Here is an 18164-nt window from a genome sequence, read left to right as displayed (position 1 = left end):
TAGACAGGCCAACTTGTTGAGACGATTTGTCCTGTTTTCGCTGAATAATAAACCACAATCCAGTCAAGGAAACGACTAATGAAAAAAATATTGCTACAAATATGATTATTTGCTGAGTCATGTGGTTTTACACAATTTAATCTAAGTTTAATTAGATCCGCAATCCCGTTATCTAATCGTCTTTAAATGCAAGGGCTTTTAAGTTTTCAATACCAACGTTCATCACAGGTTTGTTATCCACAACGTTTGATAAGGCTGAACTTGAATTTGTTCCTCAATAGAATGAAATACCTGATTACTGATTAAATCTTTCCACTCATCGGTACCAATTAAGTTAATGTCAGACAGTGATAAGGTCATTACCTCATCGCTTATATTACTGATACAAAATATGCTTTGTCGTCTATCTATGCTCTGGCGCCAAAAGCCGAATAATTGTTCACCAAAATGCAACGTAAACTGGGTTGCGTTCGGATGAAAAGCAGGCTGTTTTCCTCGCAACTGAATTAATGCTTTAAGCCGTTGGAAAATCTGCGCATGTTGCGACCATTCATTGCTCAGATGATCTACCAATGCATCATAGTCCCATTGGTGACGGTTGATTGAACGATTATGATTAGTGTGTTTGAGCTTCTCGTAATCATTGCCTGTACCCAGCAGGCTGTGTATGTATATTCCTGGTATACCTTCAAGAGAAAGCATAATGGCGTGTGCGCATACAAATCGATCGATTCCCCATTTATCAGGGCCCTTGGTGGTACCTTGCAACGCATCAATCAACGCAATATTTATTTCGTAAGCTTTGTGAACCGAACCATTAACCGAGCGCCAAGAAACTCGCCCCCCAAAGGTCTGCATAGTATTTATTAAGGTATTTAATTCCTCATCTTTGAGTAGACCTTCGGCAGGCCTAAGACCAATTCCGTCGTGAGAGGCGATAAAATTAAAATACGCCGTACCATTTTGCGCCGGCGGCATGCTCATCATCCACTGTTTTAAATATTTACAATTGCCAGTAATCAGAGTGTTTACCAGTAACGGAGGTAAAGAAAAATTATAAATACAGTGCGCTTCGTTGGCATTACCAAAATACGTTAAATTTTCTCGATTAGGGATATTAGTCTCGGTGATAATAACCGCATGTTCGCAAGAGTGCTCAATTAAAGTTCTGAATAAACGAATTACTTCATGAGTTTCTTCTAAATTAATGCAACTTGTACCTAATTTTTTCCACAAAAAAGCGACGGCATCTAAACGAAAAATTCGCACACCATAATCTAGGTACAAACGCACAATCGAAACAAACTCTTTTAATACCTGTATATTTTCAAAGTTTAAATCAACTTGATCATGGCTGAAGGTACACCATACATGTTTGATGCCTTCACTTGTTTGAGTTTCACGAAGTAGTGGGCTAGTTCTGGGCCGCACAATGCCTTCTATATCTTCTTTGGGATCTACTTCAATAAAATAGTCTTTGCCTGGGTCTCTACCCAGTTTAAAATTTTCGAACCACAGGCTACGACTGGAGCAATGATTAATTACCAAATCGGCCATTACCTTGAAATGTTCGACAATCTTCTCAATGTCAGTCCAGTCACCCAAACTCTCATTCACCGTTGAAAAGTCGATTACAGCGAAACCGTCGTCGGATGAATACGGGAAAAAAGGCAAAATATGAACGCTTGATAAAAAATCTTGGCAATATTTTAGCAAGAACTCATTGAGCGTATTTAACGGACGTTCACCTTCTCGTTTAAGACTGTCTCCATAGGTAATTAAAATCGTATCTTTTTGGCTCCAGTGATTGGTATGGGCCACAGGATCGCAACACGATTGATCCAATCGCATAATCTTAAGAAGAGCGTCGGCGAGAGCCTCGTAACTTAAATCGATCTCAACCTGCGAATAGATAAATTCGAGGTGGCGGATGACTTTTTGTCGCAAATGGTTTTCTACGTCACTCATAAACGAAATCAGCTCCTTTGACAGCTGTTACTGCAACTGTGCGCGCAAACTCAACGAAGGTTTGTTATCGATATACCCCAAAACGGTACATTCGACAAGCACAGAAATTGAAAATAACCATGCATGGTGTATTTCCGATGAAAAGACAGGATATAATACTGCACCCAGTTATGATAAACGTGTAGGAAACTCTGATTAACCGATAGTTTCTCGCGACACGAGAATGTGTCGCCAAATGCAAGAACTGTAAGTAATTAAAATTTTCGAATCTACTTGAGTTTACAAAAAATCGGTATTATTCAGGCTTTTCTAAAAGAAAATCTTAACCAAAAAATTCTCGATGATCTTCTTCTACGGCATCTTGAATGCGCTCAAAAATTTCCGGCATAGCGCTAACCACTCGGTTCCAGCTCGGTATAAACGGTGTTGCATAGGTATTTTCTAAAAACACTTGACCGGCCTCAATAATATTTTTAGAAAACATCTCCACCGATTTTTCTTCTTCGTGCAAATCGTGCTGTAATCCGTTCATAATTGCATCATTGTGGTAGGTTTCAACAAAATCTAAAGCAATTCTGTAATACGTTGCCTTAATGGAACGGAATGTTTCTGGCGTAAACACAATACCTTGAGTTGCCAGTTTTCTAAATAATGCTTTGGCGATATCAATAGACATACGAGACAGACCATTGGTCTTATCGTTAAGCGATAGATCTTGATGTTTGTGATCGTAGTTGTCGGCTATATCCACTTGGCACAGGCGGTTGTTTGCATAGTTGCGATGCATTTCAGAGAGCACACCTATTTCAAGTCCCCAGTCACTGGGAATACGCAAGTCTGTAAGTACATCGCGACGAAATGAGAACTCACCTGCCAAGGAATATCGATAACTGTCCATATATTCAAGATATTCCATGGGTCCAATGACCTTTTTTAACGCTCTTAATAACGGCGTCACCAATAGTCGACACACTCTACCATTGATTTTATCCGAGGAAACTCGTGCGTAATAGCCTTTGCAAAACTCGTAGTTAAATCTGGGATTGGCAACCGGATAAATAAGCCGAGCTAAAAGCTCTCGCGTGTAGGTGACAATATCGCAATCGTGCAAAGCAACCGATTCTGCTTTATTGGTTGCCAATGTGTAGCCCATGCAATACCAAACATTACAGCCTTTACCTTTTTCTTTTGGTGCCAAACCAAGCTCACGCAAATCATTGTCGATTGCTTGTAGACGCGGGCCATCGTTCCATAATATTCGGAAGTCTTGTGGTAAATCTTTGAAAAAATTTAAGGCTCTGATGTATTGATCTTTGTCTGCTCGATCTAGACCAATAATAATTTGATTTAAATAAGGTACCTGTTTTAGTTCGGCCAAAATATTTGGCATTGCAGGACCTTCTAACTCGGAATATAAGCACGGCAGAATAAGTCCTAGAGGGCGCTGTTTACTGTATTTTAATAACTCTCGCTCCATCTCTCCCAGTGGGCGCTCGGCCAAATTATGTAGCGTGGTGATAATACCATTTTGATGGAAATCAGCCATGGACAAACCTCATGTAATTAAAAATGCTCTTCAATATCGGCTAATACAAATGCACTCGCCTCGGCCCAGCCCTCTGGTCCTTGGGCTTTTGTGATGTATACATCGCTTAAATGATTTTGGGTTTTTCCAACGATGGGGGGATTGTGCACAGGCGATGAAATTATGACGGGAAAATTCACACTCTCAAGCATAGCAATATCGTTATCGCCATCACCCAAACCAATTGTTAAATATTGTTTTTGGTATTTTTGTGCGTATAACTGTGCCAACCAATTAAGCGCTTGGCCTTTATTAGCTTCACCGCAAATATGTGTGAAGCGACCACCCTTTAACACCGTAGCGCCAGCTTTTCGCACGGCATCACAAAAAGCTTGATATTGGCTCTCATCACCCTGCCAATATACTGGCTCACCAAACGTACGTTGGGATGACAGGGTGGCTTGATCGTAATTTAAACCGGTGAGTTCAGATATTTTTTCGACACTAATCTGTGAAAAGCTCAAAAAATTGTTAACAAAAGGAGTTGATATGGAATTAATAACATGAATCCAGTGTTCTCTGGATTCAACAAAAGAAACAATAAAATACTCGCTTTCTTTGGAAATATTTTTAATCGGTAAGCGTGGTAATAAATTGGAAGCTATATCTGACTCTGAAAATTGGCACGAAGGCAGTGCTATAGCAGCGCCGTTTTCGAATATGAATGGATCTGTATTACCGAGATGACTGCGAATATCTAACAGCTCAAGGAAGGTCTTACTGGTATTAGCAATAACGGGAATACCATTATTGCGCAATTGTTGAAGTGTTGGTATTACTGGTTCATAACTGTAAGTGTAATGATCCAGTAAGGTTCCATCCATATCGGTAAAAAATATTATGTCTCTCACAACAAGCCCGCACAATTAATAATATTTTTAATAATTTCAATCTAAACATATTTTCACACATAAGAACATATTATTTTAAATTTGAGTATGAAAACCATTTTTATGCCGAATTTCTCTAACATCCGGAAGCGGTAATAATTGAGCGTTCAGAATTTAGCTCAAACACTACATCGCATTTTTGAGGTAACAACCTCAACGTATTTTCGGTAATTCTTTGGTAATACTGTATAAATCTTTTTATTTGCTGCGGGCTCATCAATGCCAGTAGTTTTTCTTTGGTTTCTATGCTTCTTTTATCAACATTAACTTCAAGGCTCTTTTTCAGTTTTTGCTCCTGCTCCAAACGCCATTCATATACGCATTCAAAGGAAGGCGCCTTCAACATGACCCAAAAATCAATCCCATTAAAAAATTGCCTGTATTCATGACTGAGTTTTTCATTAACGTATTCTCGCCATGTCATAGAACGGTCTTCAAATTCTTCTAAGTCATTAACTGGCGCATACAATTCGGTTTCTTCTTGAAAGGGAGAGCCCAGGCACCACCCTTCTATAACAATTAAATCGATGGGTGCAGAGACGATACTCCAAGCATCTTTTTCGGCGCGATCATCAATTGACTTATCAAAACGTGGTATTTCAACATTACCATGCCCTTGTTTTAATTGTTCAATAACCGACGTCGCTAATTTGATATCATGGGTTCCCGGTACACCTCTGGTCATCAATAAAGAATGAACAGAATCGGATAAATTTTTACGCTCTTGCTGAGTAAGGTAAAAGTCGTCAATGGACATTGAGACCGAGGATTTTCCATAAAACTTATTGAACACCTCAGATATTAAATTTGATAATGTTGTTTTGCCCGAGCCCTGGCAGCCATTAACGCCCAGCACAAGCGGTCCCTTATTAAATTCCAATTGTGCATTTATTTTTTCAAGGAGGGGCAAAAACCATTTCTTAAACGTATGCAGATAAGTGCTGGGTAAACTACAGCGTGATATGTAGTCGTTTACAATACATTCTAATTTAGTATCAATACATTCACTCACGGTGAATCCTTTTATTCTGATAGAAAGAAAACCGGTAGATATTGAATATCAACCATCAAAACTCTCTGATTTGAAAAAAACACTCAGCAGATTTTGTGCCTAATAATTACACTTATGCATTGAGTCATCACAGGAAGCTCTAATTAATTCAGGGATGTGTTAACTGGAGACCTTTGTAGTAATGACGTTTTATTACATTTTGATCCCATATTAAAATTTGATGGGCTCAATTACAGATTTTATTATCCAACTCGCCATAACTGCCTAACAAAACAACTATTCGAACAAATAGACATCGCAAGATGTAATAATTTATAGGAAATTCTGGATCACTCAACGATTCCGGAACTATAAAAACGATTCCGGCACTATAAAGATCTATCAGTAATTTCAAGCGCCAAAAGTGATTGCAATAGTCGATGAGCTAATCAAGGTTTTCCGTAAGCAATTAAAGTTTAGACTTAAATTATTAGTTTAAATAACAAACTTAGAACAAATGTAAAATTTTTTAGGATACTCGATTAACGAATCTGGCTTTTAATCGGTATTTTTAGATGAGTTAACAATGATAGGTCATCAGCAACACAGCAGTAGAAACTACAAAACAGTGTACATATGCTGTTGATTAATAATGAATGGCGAATATTCGAACAACTTTTAATAGATCAATTTACGAATTTTAAAATAATTTTTATAAAAGAATAAATGGATAAATTTTTTACAGAATGAATAATGAGGTCGGTAGTGCAGAATTTTTAATAAGTATCAACCCGCATAAATGTTTAATGGCCAATATTTGACGGTTTAATAACATTTTGTGTTATGAAAAAACTCGGTGTTAAAGTTATTTTTCGTAAAAAATTAACTTTAAGAATTAATTGACGTACTGCCAATAGAGAAAGGAATATATTTGATTGATTTGCTTACATATAGATGTTTGAAGAAAACAAACATAACCTACATAAAGTAACCTAAATAAATAGGCATAAGATCGTATCAATTTGCAACAATGAATTTTTTTTAAAAATCAGCGACCCTTTTTAATTGTGCTATTTTTAACTGCTTTAATTGTGTTGTTTTTAACTGCAACGGATTCTCAGCTGCAACGAAATTTAACCGATCACGTTTTAATCGAACAGGTCCCAACCGCACACGCATTTAAATTCTATTTTTAATTCTAATCCGTGTTTTTATCTTTGTTACATCTGAATGCATTAGAATTTTAATGTTCTACGTCAATAAAATTGCGTATTCCATTAACACCTCTAATTTAGCTAAAACAGCTCATGTAAAAAACGGGGCCAGTGCACAGCCCCTTAAGAGCAAGCTTCATGAGAGAATACCCTACGAGAAATCTCCTAGGGCACAGTTGTAAGAGCAGGTAGTGTGCCAATACTCTTTGATGGTTTTATTTATTGGATATATCACTCATTTCCATTCAGAAGAATCGATAAAAGACATAAATGTCGCAATTAGATAAATATCTTCAAACCAATTGGTTATCGATCAAACAAACTCAACCCGTCCAGAAAAATCCTCAGAAAGCGTAAATGCTTTAAAATGGGCACCCAAGAACTTAAAAATTATTCAACAGCACCATAAAACTGCACTTTACTTTTCAATCACGAAAATAAATAAGGGATGAAGAACCGCTACAAAATTTGTGCGAATGCCTAAATCTCCAGATAAGTATTGGCTCATATATTTGCCCATGGCCTTATCTTTTTCGATCTCATTAAGATGTCTAGGGTCGAGGCGCTATTTTGAGGCAACACACACCAGCAAAGCACCAGCTTAGAACAGGCGAAAGTTAAAATTCGCATGCCGTAAATCCGTTACTTCAATTTAGGCATTTAGCGCAACACCAAGACAAACTTGCAAAAAAAGAATAAATCGAACACTCTCAGTCTGTTGGCGCCAAGATTTTTGTTTGTTTCGATGAATTAACTCCTAAATATTTAAGTTATTAACTGAGAAAGAATCCTCGGTTCTGTCGCAACAACAAACTCACACCAACCTGCACCATTACTACACAGTTGATGTTTTTTAAGCACCAACTTGAAACCGAATATTTTTAATTTTCTTGACTGTCTACACTTATGAACAAAGACATATTATTTCCTGTCGACTCAAAACCACCGGTATTGCAATCACTCACAGCGGGATTTCAACATGTATTAGCCAGCTTTGTGGGCATCATCACCCCCACTCTGGTTATTGGCTCAACGTTAGGATTGGAAAACGAAATCCCGTATTTACTGAGTATGGCACTGTTTGTATCTGGTATTGCCACCTTTATTCAGGCTAAGGGTTTTGGTCCCGTCGGCTCTCGATTAATTGCGGTTCAAGGCACCAGTTTCGCCTTTTTAGGTGCGTTAATTACGGCGGGATTTAGTGTAAAAAACCAAGGCGGCAACAGTTCTGATATCTTGTCTTTACTGTTTGGCATGTGCTTTGTGGGTGCTTTTATCGAAATTGCACTGAGCCAATTTATTAACACCTTCAAAAAAATAATCACGCCGCTTGTAAGCGGTATCGTCATTATCACCATTGGAGTTTCTCTCATTAAGGTAGGTATTACCGATTTAGGCGGCGGATTCGGTGCCAAGGACTTTGGTAAGCCCGAATACTTGTTAATCGGATTTTGCGTACTACTGACGATTTTTCTCTTAAACCTCAGCTCAAATTATTGGCTGAGACTCAGTTCTATTCTGATCGGAATGCTGGTTGGATCTGTTGTTGGTTATGCTTTGGGAGTTTTTGAATTACAGCCTTTTCAAAAGACCGCCGTGGTCGCGATTCCTGTGCCGCTCAAATATGGGTTCGATTTCGATTGGCAATTGTTTATACCCATTGCCGTTATCTATCTTTTAACTGCCATAGAAACCTCCGGCGACCTTACCGCCAATTCGCATTTCTGCGGCCTGCCTATTAAGGGCAACGATTACCTACGCCGCATTAAAGGCGGCATATTGGCCGATGGCATTAACTCTTCCATCGCTGCGGTTTTTAATACTTTTCCAAACACGACTTTCGGTCAAAATAACGCGGTCATTAGACTCACCGGTATTGCCAGCAGACATATCGGTTTGTACGTCGCGGGAATTTTGGTCTTATTAGGATTATTCCCAGTCATCGGCTCGGTTTTACAACAGATTCCAAAACCGGTTCTAGGCGGTGCCACCTTGATTATGTTCGCGACGGTTACCATTGCCGGTATTGATGTGCTAAGGCAAAACCATCTAGACCGCAAGCAATCGTTAATTGCCGCTGTTTCATTAGGTTTGGGGTTAGGTTCACTGATGGTGCCAAACCTGCTCGAACAGGCACCGAAATTTATCTCTGTATTGTTTTCTTCACCGGTCGCCGTCGCCGGAATCAGTGCCATATTTTTAAGTTTATGCGTGCCCGAAAACACACAGGAAACGATAGAAAACGCGAGTGAAAATAACTCTTTATAAACGAACAATAACCGCCAAATTAAAGCCACCCAGCTTACGTTTTCTCAATTAATATTGGAAACTCTGATTAACCTAGAGTTTCCAGCGACACAAGGATGTGTCGCCAATTTCAAGAACCGTAAGTGATTGAAATTGTGAAGAAATTGGAAATCGCATTTTCAATTTCTGGGCTCTGATTAAATCATGGATGAGTTAATCAGAGGTTCCTATTGATTAACCGTAAGCTTTTGCCACAGAACAAGAAATTCCCCCTGCCGGCTGCGCTGCTCAATGAGGTCGCTGTCACCTTTGCGAGTCTGCGCGTTCATTTCAGAAATATCGTCTCAAATAGCTAACCTCGTATCATCTATCAGCGGTTTTCAACTATTTTTAATCAACAACCTATCACTTGGAGTGGGAAATTCTTTCGGCAAAAAGATCTCTTAGCTCGCCCTTAAAAGCTGAATAGAAATACCGCGCATTGTTGAGGAAACCTGCACTAAGTTCGTTCAGGAATAAATTTTTCGGTCGATTATAAACTTAAGTTTGGTGCATCAAATTCTTGATCAAGCATTATTATTTTCATCGCTGGCTGATAAATATTGCTTGTAACGCCCTAAATTAAAGGGTTTGAGAATACTCAAAATACCTGACCAGATAGACAATTAAGTGGCATTCTTTATGCTTACTGAACATTGGGTTAATGAGAATACAGCGTTACCACTGGCTTTATTTACTGCGATTTAAAGCTCGTAGACAGACAAATCCCATGCAGATCTACGCGCATAAAATGCGAACAGCAAAAAGCACCACCTTAGGAAATATTAATCATCGCAAAAGGCCTTGAAGAACCGGGAATAGGTTCGAACGCTTTTAGGGGGAAACATGAAAAAATCAGTCTTTCGACCAATGCCAATTGCGGCGGCGGTTGCTTTGGCTACCGCAACGACCTTGTGCTCATCGGTAGTTATTGCGCAAACCAATGGCGAAATTGAAGAAGTTATTGTTCAAGGATCGCTTGGCAGCTTACCGGGTGAAGATGTCGAAGTATTCGGCTTCGGCAAATCGTTGTTAAAAACCCCGCGCTCTGCATCAACTGTCAGTGCTGAGCAGCTAGAACGCTTTAACGTTACCGATATCGACGAATTAGTTGCGTTCGCACCAGGTACTTTCACACAGTCATTCTTTGGTGTAGCAGGTTCTTTGGACGTACGTGGTACACCGGGCGAAACCTATTTCCGTGGCGTTAAACGTCTCGACAATCCAGGTAACTACCCTACTCCGATTGGTGCATCAAGCCGTGTTGATATCGTCCGCGGCCCTGCCTCTCCAATTTTTGGCCCAGCTAAAATTGGTGGTTACTTAAACTTTAACCCTAAATCATCCCGCGCTGATGGCGGCCAATTTTTAGAGCAGCCAGAAGGCGAAATCAGCTATACAACCGGTACCTGGGACAAGAGCGTAATTAGCGCAGAAGTTGGCGGCCCGTTAACCGATAACATCGGTTACTACGTATACGGCGAAGTGGAAAACTCAGACAGCTTCTACGACAACACCGCCACCGACCAAACCATCTTACAAGCGTCTTTTGATATGGACGTAAACGAAAACCTACGTTTGCAATGGGGCGGTATGTACCATGATTACGAAGGTAATCAGGTTGCTGGCTGGAACCGTTTAACTCAAGACCTTATTGATAACGGCACCTACATAACAGGCTCACCAACATCGCTGGATACCAACGGTGACGGCAGTATTTCTCACCAAGAATACAACGCTGCGGTTGTAAGCCAATTCGTAGGCTCGGCTAACAATATCAATGTAAATAATTTAAGTCCTGACCTAGCGCTCCAAAACGTTGGTACCGCTCAGCTTGATCGCAGCAACGTATTGGTTGCACCAGACGATACTCTCGAAAACGAAGCCATCACCCTGTATTTTGATGTTATTTATAATGCCGCCAACGGTTGGGAAATTAAAAACCAATTGTTCTACGATGCTTACGATAACCTCAACGAAAACGCCTACGGTTTCTCACAATTCCACGACTCATTTGTAATTGAAGATAAATTGGTTTTTGCCAAAGCCTTTGAAACCGATTCGTTAACAACCTCTGTACAGTTATCTCCGTCTATTCGTTATACCGACTTTAAACACGGTGACGACTTTACCAACGAATTCTTCGATCGCCGTGATTTAACCGGTCCATCAACTGCGCTAGATCGTCGTTTACTTGCTACAAGAATTGATGATGATTACACCGAATACTACGAAGGCAGCTACGCAGACTACGGCTTAGCAGCGCTGGTAGATTTCACCTTTGATTTTGGTTTAAGTGCAGTTCTTGGCGTACGCTACGACTTTATTGATATCGAAAGCCGCACACCGGTTGATAAATTATTATTGAATAACCCAACCTCTGGTTTTGGATTCGTATCAGCCGATGGCCAATTCTTAATAAGCCCGTTTGCAGATCCTGTAAATTACACGGTTGACGATATCACTGCACCAATCAGCGCCGAGAACGAAGAAGACGCCGTTTCTTGGAACGTTAGCTTAAGCTACGAAACTCCAATCGGTTTAATTCCTTACGTAACCTTCTCTGAGCAAACCACCGTTATTGCCGGCCAAGGCGCGGAAATTAATACCGCCAACGTTGCCAGTGGTGCATCGGTGGACTCTTCCACCTTGGAAGAATACGGTCTTAAGGGCAGCTTCTTAAACGATAGCTTGTATTTCGCCTTAGCTTATTACGAGCAAGAACGTACCGACTTTAACGCGCAAGCAATCGTTACTAACTCTGCGGATTTAACCGAAGGTATTGAAGCGGAAATTCGCTGGGTGGTGAACGAAGCTCTGGTATTAACCGCTGGCTATTCAAAAATTGAAGTCACCAACTTAGATGCAGAAGCCAACGGTGGTCGCTTTAGTTTCTTTGGTGCCGAAGATTTACCAGACGGCATTGACCCTTCTCTTATTTACGGCGGCGTTGTGAATGGTATTGCCACTTCACCAACGGCACGTAAAGCGGGTGTTCCAGAAAATATCTACACACTAACCGGTACCTATGACTTTGGTAATGGTTTTGCCATTAACTCAAGCATTATTCGCGCTGACGAAACCTTCTCAGGTTTCTCTCAAGCCGTAGAGCTACCGGCATACACCTTGGTTAATGCGGGTATTTTTTATGAAAATGAAAAATTCACCTTCAGTATTACCGGTAAAAACTTGACCGACGAAGAATATTTCCGTGCAAACTTCCCGAATTTATTCGGAAGCCAAATTGTATTGCCAGAATTACCGCGTCACTATCAAGCCAGTGTTGCATTTAAATTCTAAGAGACTCTGTTAATAGTAGTGCTTTAATAACAAGGATTTGCCTGCAATACCCTAGGTTAAAGTTTCTAATAACCAAGGAACTGCAGGCAGAATCTAGTTAATAGATGAACAATAGCTGTAATAACTTTTTTACTTAATAACGTTCTATTTTCCGTAATTTATTCTGCAATTTGTTTTAAAAAATTACGTAAATTTGCAAAAATATTTTGGGGGATAAACCCCGGAAGAACGTTATAGATATGAAGCATATAGTTTTCTCCAAAAACTGTTGCCACGTTCGTGATCTCTCCTGCAGCCCTCTACTGAGGGCTTTTTTTTATTCAATCTAGAAAATTCCACCTAGTAAGATAACTCCTGCTCATCTGTGTTATTAAGCGTTTATGCTTACGTTTTTAAACATTAGCTTTTAAACACAGTATTTCGATAATTGTGAAATAAAATACTCGTTATAAAACGTATTTTTGGCAAGGCTCACATAAAGCCTGCCTCATAAACGGTTACCATAAAATCACCTATAGAAATTTCTGATTAACTTCGCCATGATTTAATCAGAGGGCAGAAATTGACCCTGCGATTTCGAATTTTTTCACACGTTCAAGCTCTTACCGTTCTTGAGAATAGCGGCACACTTCTATGACACATCTCCATGGCACGTCCCTGTGACACATCCCAATATTGTAGGAAACTCTAGGTTAATCCGCGTTTCCCATTTTAAAATATCACTTCATACTCACAATTCTCACACGCATAGTAAGAGCAATGACAACCCAAAATAAGTCGCAAACATTTTCTCAAGCCACACAGCTGTTTATGACATTTCTTAAACTTGGATGCAGCTCATTCGGTGGCCCTACCGCTCATATAGGCTACTTTCACCGGGAATTTGTCGAAAAAAAAGCATGGTTAAGTGATAGTCAATTTTCTCAATTACTCGCCATTTGCCAATTTTTGCCGGGACCTGCAAGCAGTCAGCTGGGATTTTCTATTGGCTTACATCGACTAGGGGCTTTAGGCGCAGTTTTAGCATTTTTAGCTTTCACGCTACCCTCTGCGCTCATCATGTTTGCGCTGGCTTTTTGGCTACCAGATTCCAATTCCGCCTGGGGCAAAGCACTAATATCCGGTTTAAAAATTGTTGCCTTGGTGGTGGTTGCCGACGCAGTACTAAGCATGAGTAAAAAATTATGCGCGCGCAAAGGTACGCAAATAATTGCCGTCTTATCGCTGTGTTCTTTATTAATCTGGCCGCTTTATTGGACACAAATTATCGTCATCATTATTGCCGCTGGTATGGGTTATTGTTTTTTATCCCCAAATACCAACGCTAATTTTCATACTCAACACTCGATTTGCGTCGCCCATAGCACAAAGATAGGAATAAGTTTCGCTGTATTATTCTTCACGTTACTAGCGATTTTTACGTTACTGAATTTTGATAACGCGCTGTATTTCACGGCACAAACATTTTATAACGCCGGCGCTTTGGTTTTTGGTGGCGGTCACGTTGTGTTACCGCTGCTAGAAAACGCCACCGTTGCTAACGGAGCAATTAACGAAACCGCCTTTATTGCCGGTTACGGCGCAGCACAGGCGATTCCTGGCCCTATGTTTACGTTCTCTGCTTATCTTGGCGCACTAATACCCAGCCAATATCCACCATTGGTTACGGCGGTAATAGCCGTAGTTTTTATTTTTTTACCGGGCTTTATTCTTGTAATTGCCATACTACCTTTATGGAAGACCCTAGCGAATTATTCCTCTAGCCACAAAATCATCGCTGGAATAAACGCATCGGTGGTAGGCATACTAGCGGCTGCGCTCTACGATCCCATATTTACACAAGCTATATTCGATAAAATCGATCTAGCAATTGCAATCTTCGGTTTTACATTACTTACATTACTTCGCTTATCGCCGATTTATTTAGTACTTTGGTGCACAGGCATAAAAATAGCGTTAAATGTACTTTAGAAAAGCCGAATACAGCAGATAAGTTCAGGAGTTTCGAGGAATAGTTGGTGTGAGTAGAGCATCGAATAGATGCTTAGAAATCCGATTAAAATTCTTACAAAATCACTGATTTCTTCAAGGTGAAATTAGCTAGAAACTACGATAATAATAGTGTTGAAATTACTTTGTGTGGCAAATTTGCAGAAATGTACGAGCAAAAAATAACCCTCTAAAGTCATTCGTCTCTAGAGGGTTATCTGGCCAACTTAAGAGTTGAAATTACCTATAACGATAAAATACGCTTAAGTGTAAGTAATGCTAGCTATTCGCTTCAGGCATCATGGCTTGTAACTTGGTGTACTGAGAAGAAATTTCACGCTCTACGTCTTCAACAAAATCAACCATACCGGCTAAAATCGCTGAGTTGTATTCTTCGTCACTGTTACGTAATTCGGTTTCTGCGGCTTTCATGTCAGACAAAGCAGCTTTAGATTGCTTATTTAACTCACTGATGTGAGCCAATTTTTTCATGGCCATTGCTTTGGTTTCTTCAGATGCATCTGGCTTTGCTGCATCAATCAAAGCGCCACGCGCTGCTTTTACGCTCTCATCATAATCATTGATTGCTTCAAATGAACGATGAACGATGGCGTTAAGCTTAATAACGGTTTCTTTGGTAAATGCCGGTTTAAAGTCTTCTGGTAACAGTTCAACAATTTGCTTGCGCTCAACTGTACTAACGGTCTGCTCGGCGATCACTGATTGAGCTGTAAAACCCGCTGCTACGAAAAATAAAATAAAGAGTCTTAAAAATTTCATAATTTGGTGCCTTTGTTATTTGGATGTCCCTATATCTCAACAAACCAGAAACTTGCTCAGATATCCTTTTTTGGCTCAACAATACGCCAATGCAAAACCGGCCCTACTTACTTAAGTAGAGCCGGTGCGATAAGACTATTTATCGACTAACATATTATCGACAAACACAGTCTATTCGGTCATTACTTAAGCTTGAACGCAGAAATGTCTTCAAGTAAATAACGACCAATAGCGGTACCTTGACCTTGACCAGCGGTATCGTCAAAGCTCCAGTGCACACCGTTGTATACACGGCTGATACCATTTTGTTCTTGGGCATCGGTTAGACGCTCAAAACGAACGGGTACGAATGGACGTGGAACGTCTGGGTGGAATGGGTCGAAACCTAAACCATTGTATTCGTCAGAAACGAAAGTAAATGGAGTGTCATCGCCTAACAAATCACGAAGAACTTCGAACGTTACACCACCGAATGCAGCGTGACCACTTGGGTAAGCTGGGAATGGAGGAGTAGGACGAACAGGTTCTTCGGTGTTAATTACAGAAACACCAACTGGATCCCAAGTAATGTCTTTAACGGTATCTGGGTTCAAGTCTTCGCTGCGAATACCGGTAACTGGGCGCCACAAGTTGTAGAAGAATTTACTGTCCCATGCAGCAATACCAACATCAGCCATGCCGATGTTAACCATAGCAAGAGTACGTGCAAGTTCTAGAGGATCAGTAAGACCTTCTGCTTTAGCGATTTGGATTGCGATTTGGTTATAAATACGTGGTGGTACACCGATTAAAGGTACGCCATCGTAGCCCCAGTAGTTACCAATGAAGCGAGTTTCGTCGGTACCAGTGCTAACGGTATTGGTATTGGTAGGAGCACCACCAATAGCTGCAACGCCTGCGTAAGCTTCTGCGTATTCTTCACCTTCTAATGATGGAGGTGGAGCAATACGGAATTGATCGCCAGCGGCCATGAAGAATGGCTTAACGTTACCCCAGTAAGCACCTAGAGCAAGGTTAAATTCACCCGCAGTCGGAGGAGTGTTTGGATCTGGTTGCCATTCACCGATGTTACGAGTGCCGCCGTTTACTTTGGTACCGAAATAAGTAACGTTTGCGCCACCGGCTACACGTCCGCCTTCACCGAAGTCTGCTTCTGCACGGCCAGAACGGTCGCCAGCACGAAGGTCGCGCATTGCTTTAAATGCAGCAATACCTACGTCTTTACCCGCTTTATAGCTAGCTTGGCTGGTGAATGATTTGATACGAGTAACTTCTTCGTCTTTAATTTCTGTTAGACGGGCTTCTTGAGCTGGGTATAAACGCTTAAGAGTGCGGAATGCTGCGAAAGCAACTGCTGCATCAGGAGATGCGTTTGCAGGAGCAACTAGACCGGTAGCAGCGTATGAATTGTATTCGTCTTCAATTGCGTTTAATGCATCAAAAACAGCAACTTGTACCATGGCTAATGCACGACTGGTGCGGGTTGGACCACCTTGGTTAGCTGGAGCTGGTTCGTCTTGAGACGGAGGAGTGTGGTCAAGCGCTACGGTGTCAAGTGCAACGGTGTGCCAGAATTTAACGCGCTCAGATAGGTTATCAACAGAAGAATAAAAATCGTCATAACCAACTGCTTGCAAGCGCCATAGGTTACCGGCTTGGATGGTAGACTTACTTAGTTTACCGATGTAGCCAACAGATTGAGATGTTGATTGACTGCCAGTGGCAGATTCTTCTGCGAATACAGAGCCGGCGGCCATACCCAAAGACGACGCGATTAAAATCGCTGATAGTTTTTTCATCTTCATCATGATTCTTCCCTTACATAGATGATTGAATTGATTTTTTAACGGCGCTACGTAGTTCTTTACGTAACTTTGTAAATTTCGAGCTTAGTCTGTAACACGATCTAAAAACTATATTTCGATATGCGATTTCGAGCTGAACCAAAGTCGGTCAACTTGATAACCGCTGTTGAAAGATAGAGTCAGTAAATTTCAACGAGGGAAATGCTAACACGGGATTTTGCGATGCTGACCTGAATAAAATTTTAAAAAAAACTATCTTATCGATAATTAAAATCTATTGACGTTCATAGTAATTCGAGCAACAGAAATACACTTACAAACGTAAATAAATGTAATTAATGTGGAAAAATTAAAATACAGAAAATTAGATATGTCTAAATTAAAAAACTAATTTAAGATTAGAACTAAGTAGAAAGTATTAAGAAAACGTTTAGAAAAAGTTAAGACGAAAAACGTTTCTTAGTAGTTAAAAAAGAGGAGTTTGGAGAACGATTTTTTGAATTTGGAAAGCTTTGGGCCCGAAATGCGTCGGAAAAACCCCGAAATATTTAAATGTTAAAATCTGCAAAAAGACTAAAAAACAATCATTTCGAACAAAAAATTGAACCGCCTACATTTTTCAAATATCGATTGTTGTTTAACTAACATCTAAAAAAATGTACATACGGCAAAAAATGTTGAAAGTTCAGACAAGAATTATGGAGCTTCATCAGCAACACAATTATCAAAAATTGATAAAAAAATAGCCAACTCTCAGTAGCGAGCAAAAAAATAATCTCGACGCCCATCAATAACAAGAGACATGACTAAAACAATCTAGGCTTAGGCAGTAAATCGGCTGAAATTGCAGCAACTTTTGTAAGGGTATAGCAATTCAAATACTTGATCAAACGACCAAAATATTTATTTTTTAAGAAATGCTCAATTCAAATAAAATATACGAGGCTGTAAAAATAAAAGAAATGTCAATTAACTCAGAGCTTCCTAAAACCTACGCCCTATCCTCAACATCCATAATGAAAAGCAACTGACCTAAACCAAAAGCTGGAAATTACTGCTTTAAAGTGTGCACACTGATTGAAGCAGTAACTAATTGGATTGCGACTTTTTAACAAGCCACTAATTTAACAACAGACCAAACGAAACACTTAACTTCACAGCCAGTATACTAATGAGTCTAAAAAAATAAATCACTGCCAACGTTTCGGATTACTGTTAATTTCACGCTAAGCAGATATAAACCGAAGTTGTCGACAGTGCTATGAATAAAATTACCGAATATAGGAACCTCTGATTAACTCATCCATGATTTAATCAGAGGACAGAAATTGAAAATGTGATTTCCAATTTCTTCAC

9 protein-coding genes are annotated in these 18164 nt (G+C 40.0%); 3 read left to right on the top strand and 6 right to left on the bottom strand.

Annotated features, from left to right (window positions below; all coding sequences use genetic code 11):
- Positions 1 to 222: 222 nt before the first annotated feature.
- The 4 genes from ACYQ28_RS16415 to ACYQ28_RS16400 form a co-directional block, all read right to left on the bottom strand.
- Positions 223 to 1968 (bottom strand): sugar phosphorylase, encoded by a 1746-nt coding sequence (locus ACYQ28_RS16415; RefSeq protein WP_460051949.1) that lies wholly within the window; start codon positions 1966 to 1968, stop codon positions 223 to 225.
- Positions 1969 to 2290: 322 nt separating this feature from the next.
- On the bottom strand, positions 2291 to 3514 hold the full coding sequence (locus ACYQ28_RS16410) for a glycosyltransferase family protein (RefSeq protein WP_460051947.1): 1224 nt from the start codon (positions 3512 to 3514) through the stop codon (positions 2291 to 2293).
- A 17-nt stretch (positions 3515 to 3531) separates the two neighbouring features.
- Complete coding sequence (locus ACYQ28_RS16405; protein ID WP_460051945.1) at positions 3532 to 4404, bottom strand: HAD-IIB family hydrolase; 873 nt, start codon at positions 4402 to 4404, stop codon at positions 3532 to 3534.
- A 115-nt stretch (positions 4405 to 4519) separates the two neighbouring features.
- Positions 4520 to 5455, bottom strand: a complete 936-nt coding sequence (locus tag ACYQ28_RS16400; RefSeq protein WP_460051944.1) for a hypothetical protein — start codon at positions 5453 to 5455, stop codon at positions 4520 to 4522.
- Positions 5456 to 7554: 2099 nt separating this feature from the next.
- On the opposite strand from ACYQ28_RS16400, the gene ACYQ28_RS16395 reads away from it, so the two are divergent.
- The 3 genes from ACYQ28_RS16395 (at position 7555) to chrA (ending at position 14205) form a co-directional block, all read left to right on the top strand.
- Complete coding sequence (locus tag ACYQ28_RS16395; protein ID WP_460051942.1) at positions 7555 to 8916, top strand: nucleobase:cation symporter-2 family protein; 1362 nt, start codon at positions 7555 to 7557, stop codon at positions 8914 to 8916.
- A gap of 864 nt (positions 8917 to 9780) precedes the next feature.
- On the top strand, positions 9781 to 12234 hold the full coding sequence (locus ACYQ28_RS16390; RefSeq protein WP_460051941.1) for a TonB-dependent siderophore receptor: 2454 nt from the start codon (positions 9781 to 9783) through the stop codon (positions 12232 to 12234).
- A gap of 759 nt (positions 12235 to 12993) precedes the next feature.
- Positions 12994 to 14205: a chromate efflux transporter gene (gene chrA / locus ACYQ28_RS16385; protein ID WP_460164731.1), complete on the top strand. Its 1212-nt coding sequence runs from the start codon at positions 12994 to 12996 to the stop codon at positions 14203 to 14205.
- Between the two features lie 297 nt (positions 14206 to 14502).
- On the opposite strand, the gene ACYQ28_RS16380 is transcribed toward chrA, so the two are convergent.
- Positions 14503 to 15003: a hypothetical protein gene (locus tag ACYQ28_RS16380; RefSeq protein ID WP_460051938.1), complete on the bottom strand. Its 501-nt coding sequence runs from the start codon at positions 15001 to 15003 to the stop codon at positions 14503 to 14505.
- Positions 15004 to 15185: 182 nt separating this feature from the next.
- Positions 15186 to 16802 carry a vanadium-dependent haloperoxidase gene (locus ACYQ28_RS16375; RefSeq protein ID WP_460051937.1) on the bottom strand — a complete coding sequence of 539 codons (1617 nt, stop codon included), beginning with the start codon at positions 16800 to 16802 and terminating at the stop codon, positions 15186 to 15188.
- Positions 16803 to 18164 lie beyond the last annotated feature (1362 nt).

Source organism: Sessilibacter sp. MAH1, from assembly GCF_054658315.1.
This window is presented reverse-complemented; position numbering and strand designations above follow the sequence as displayed.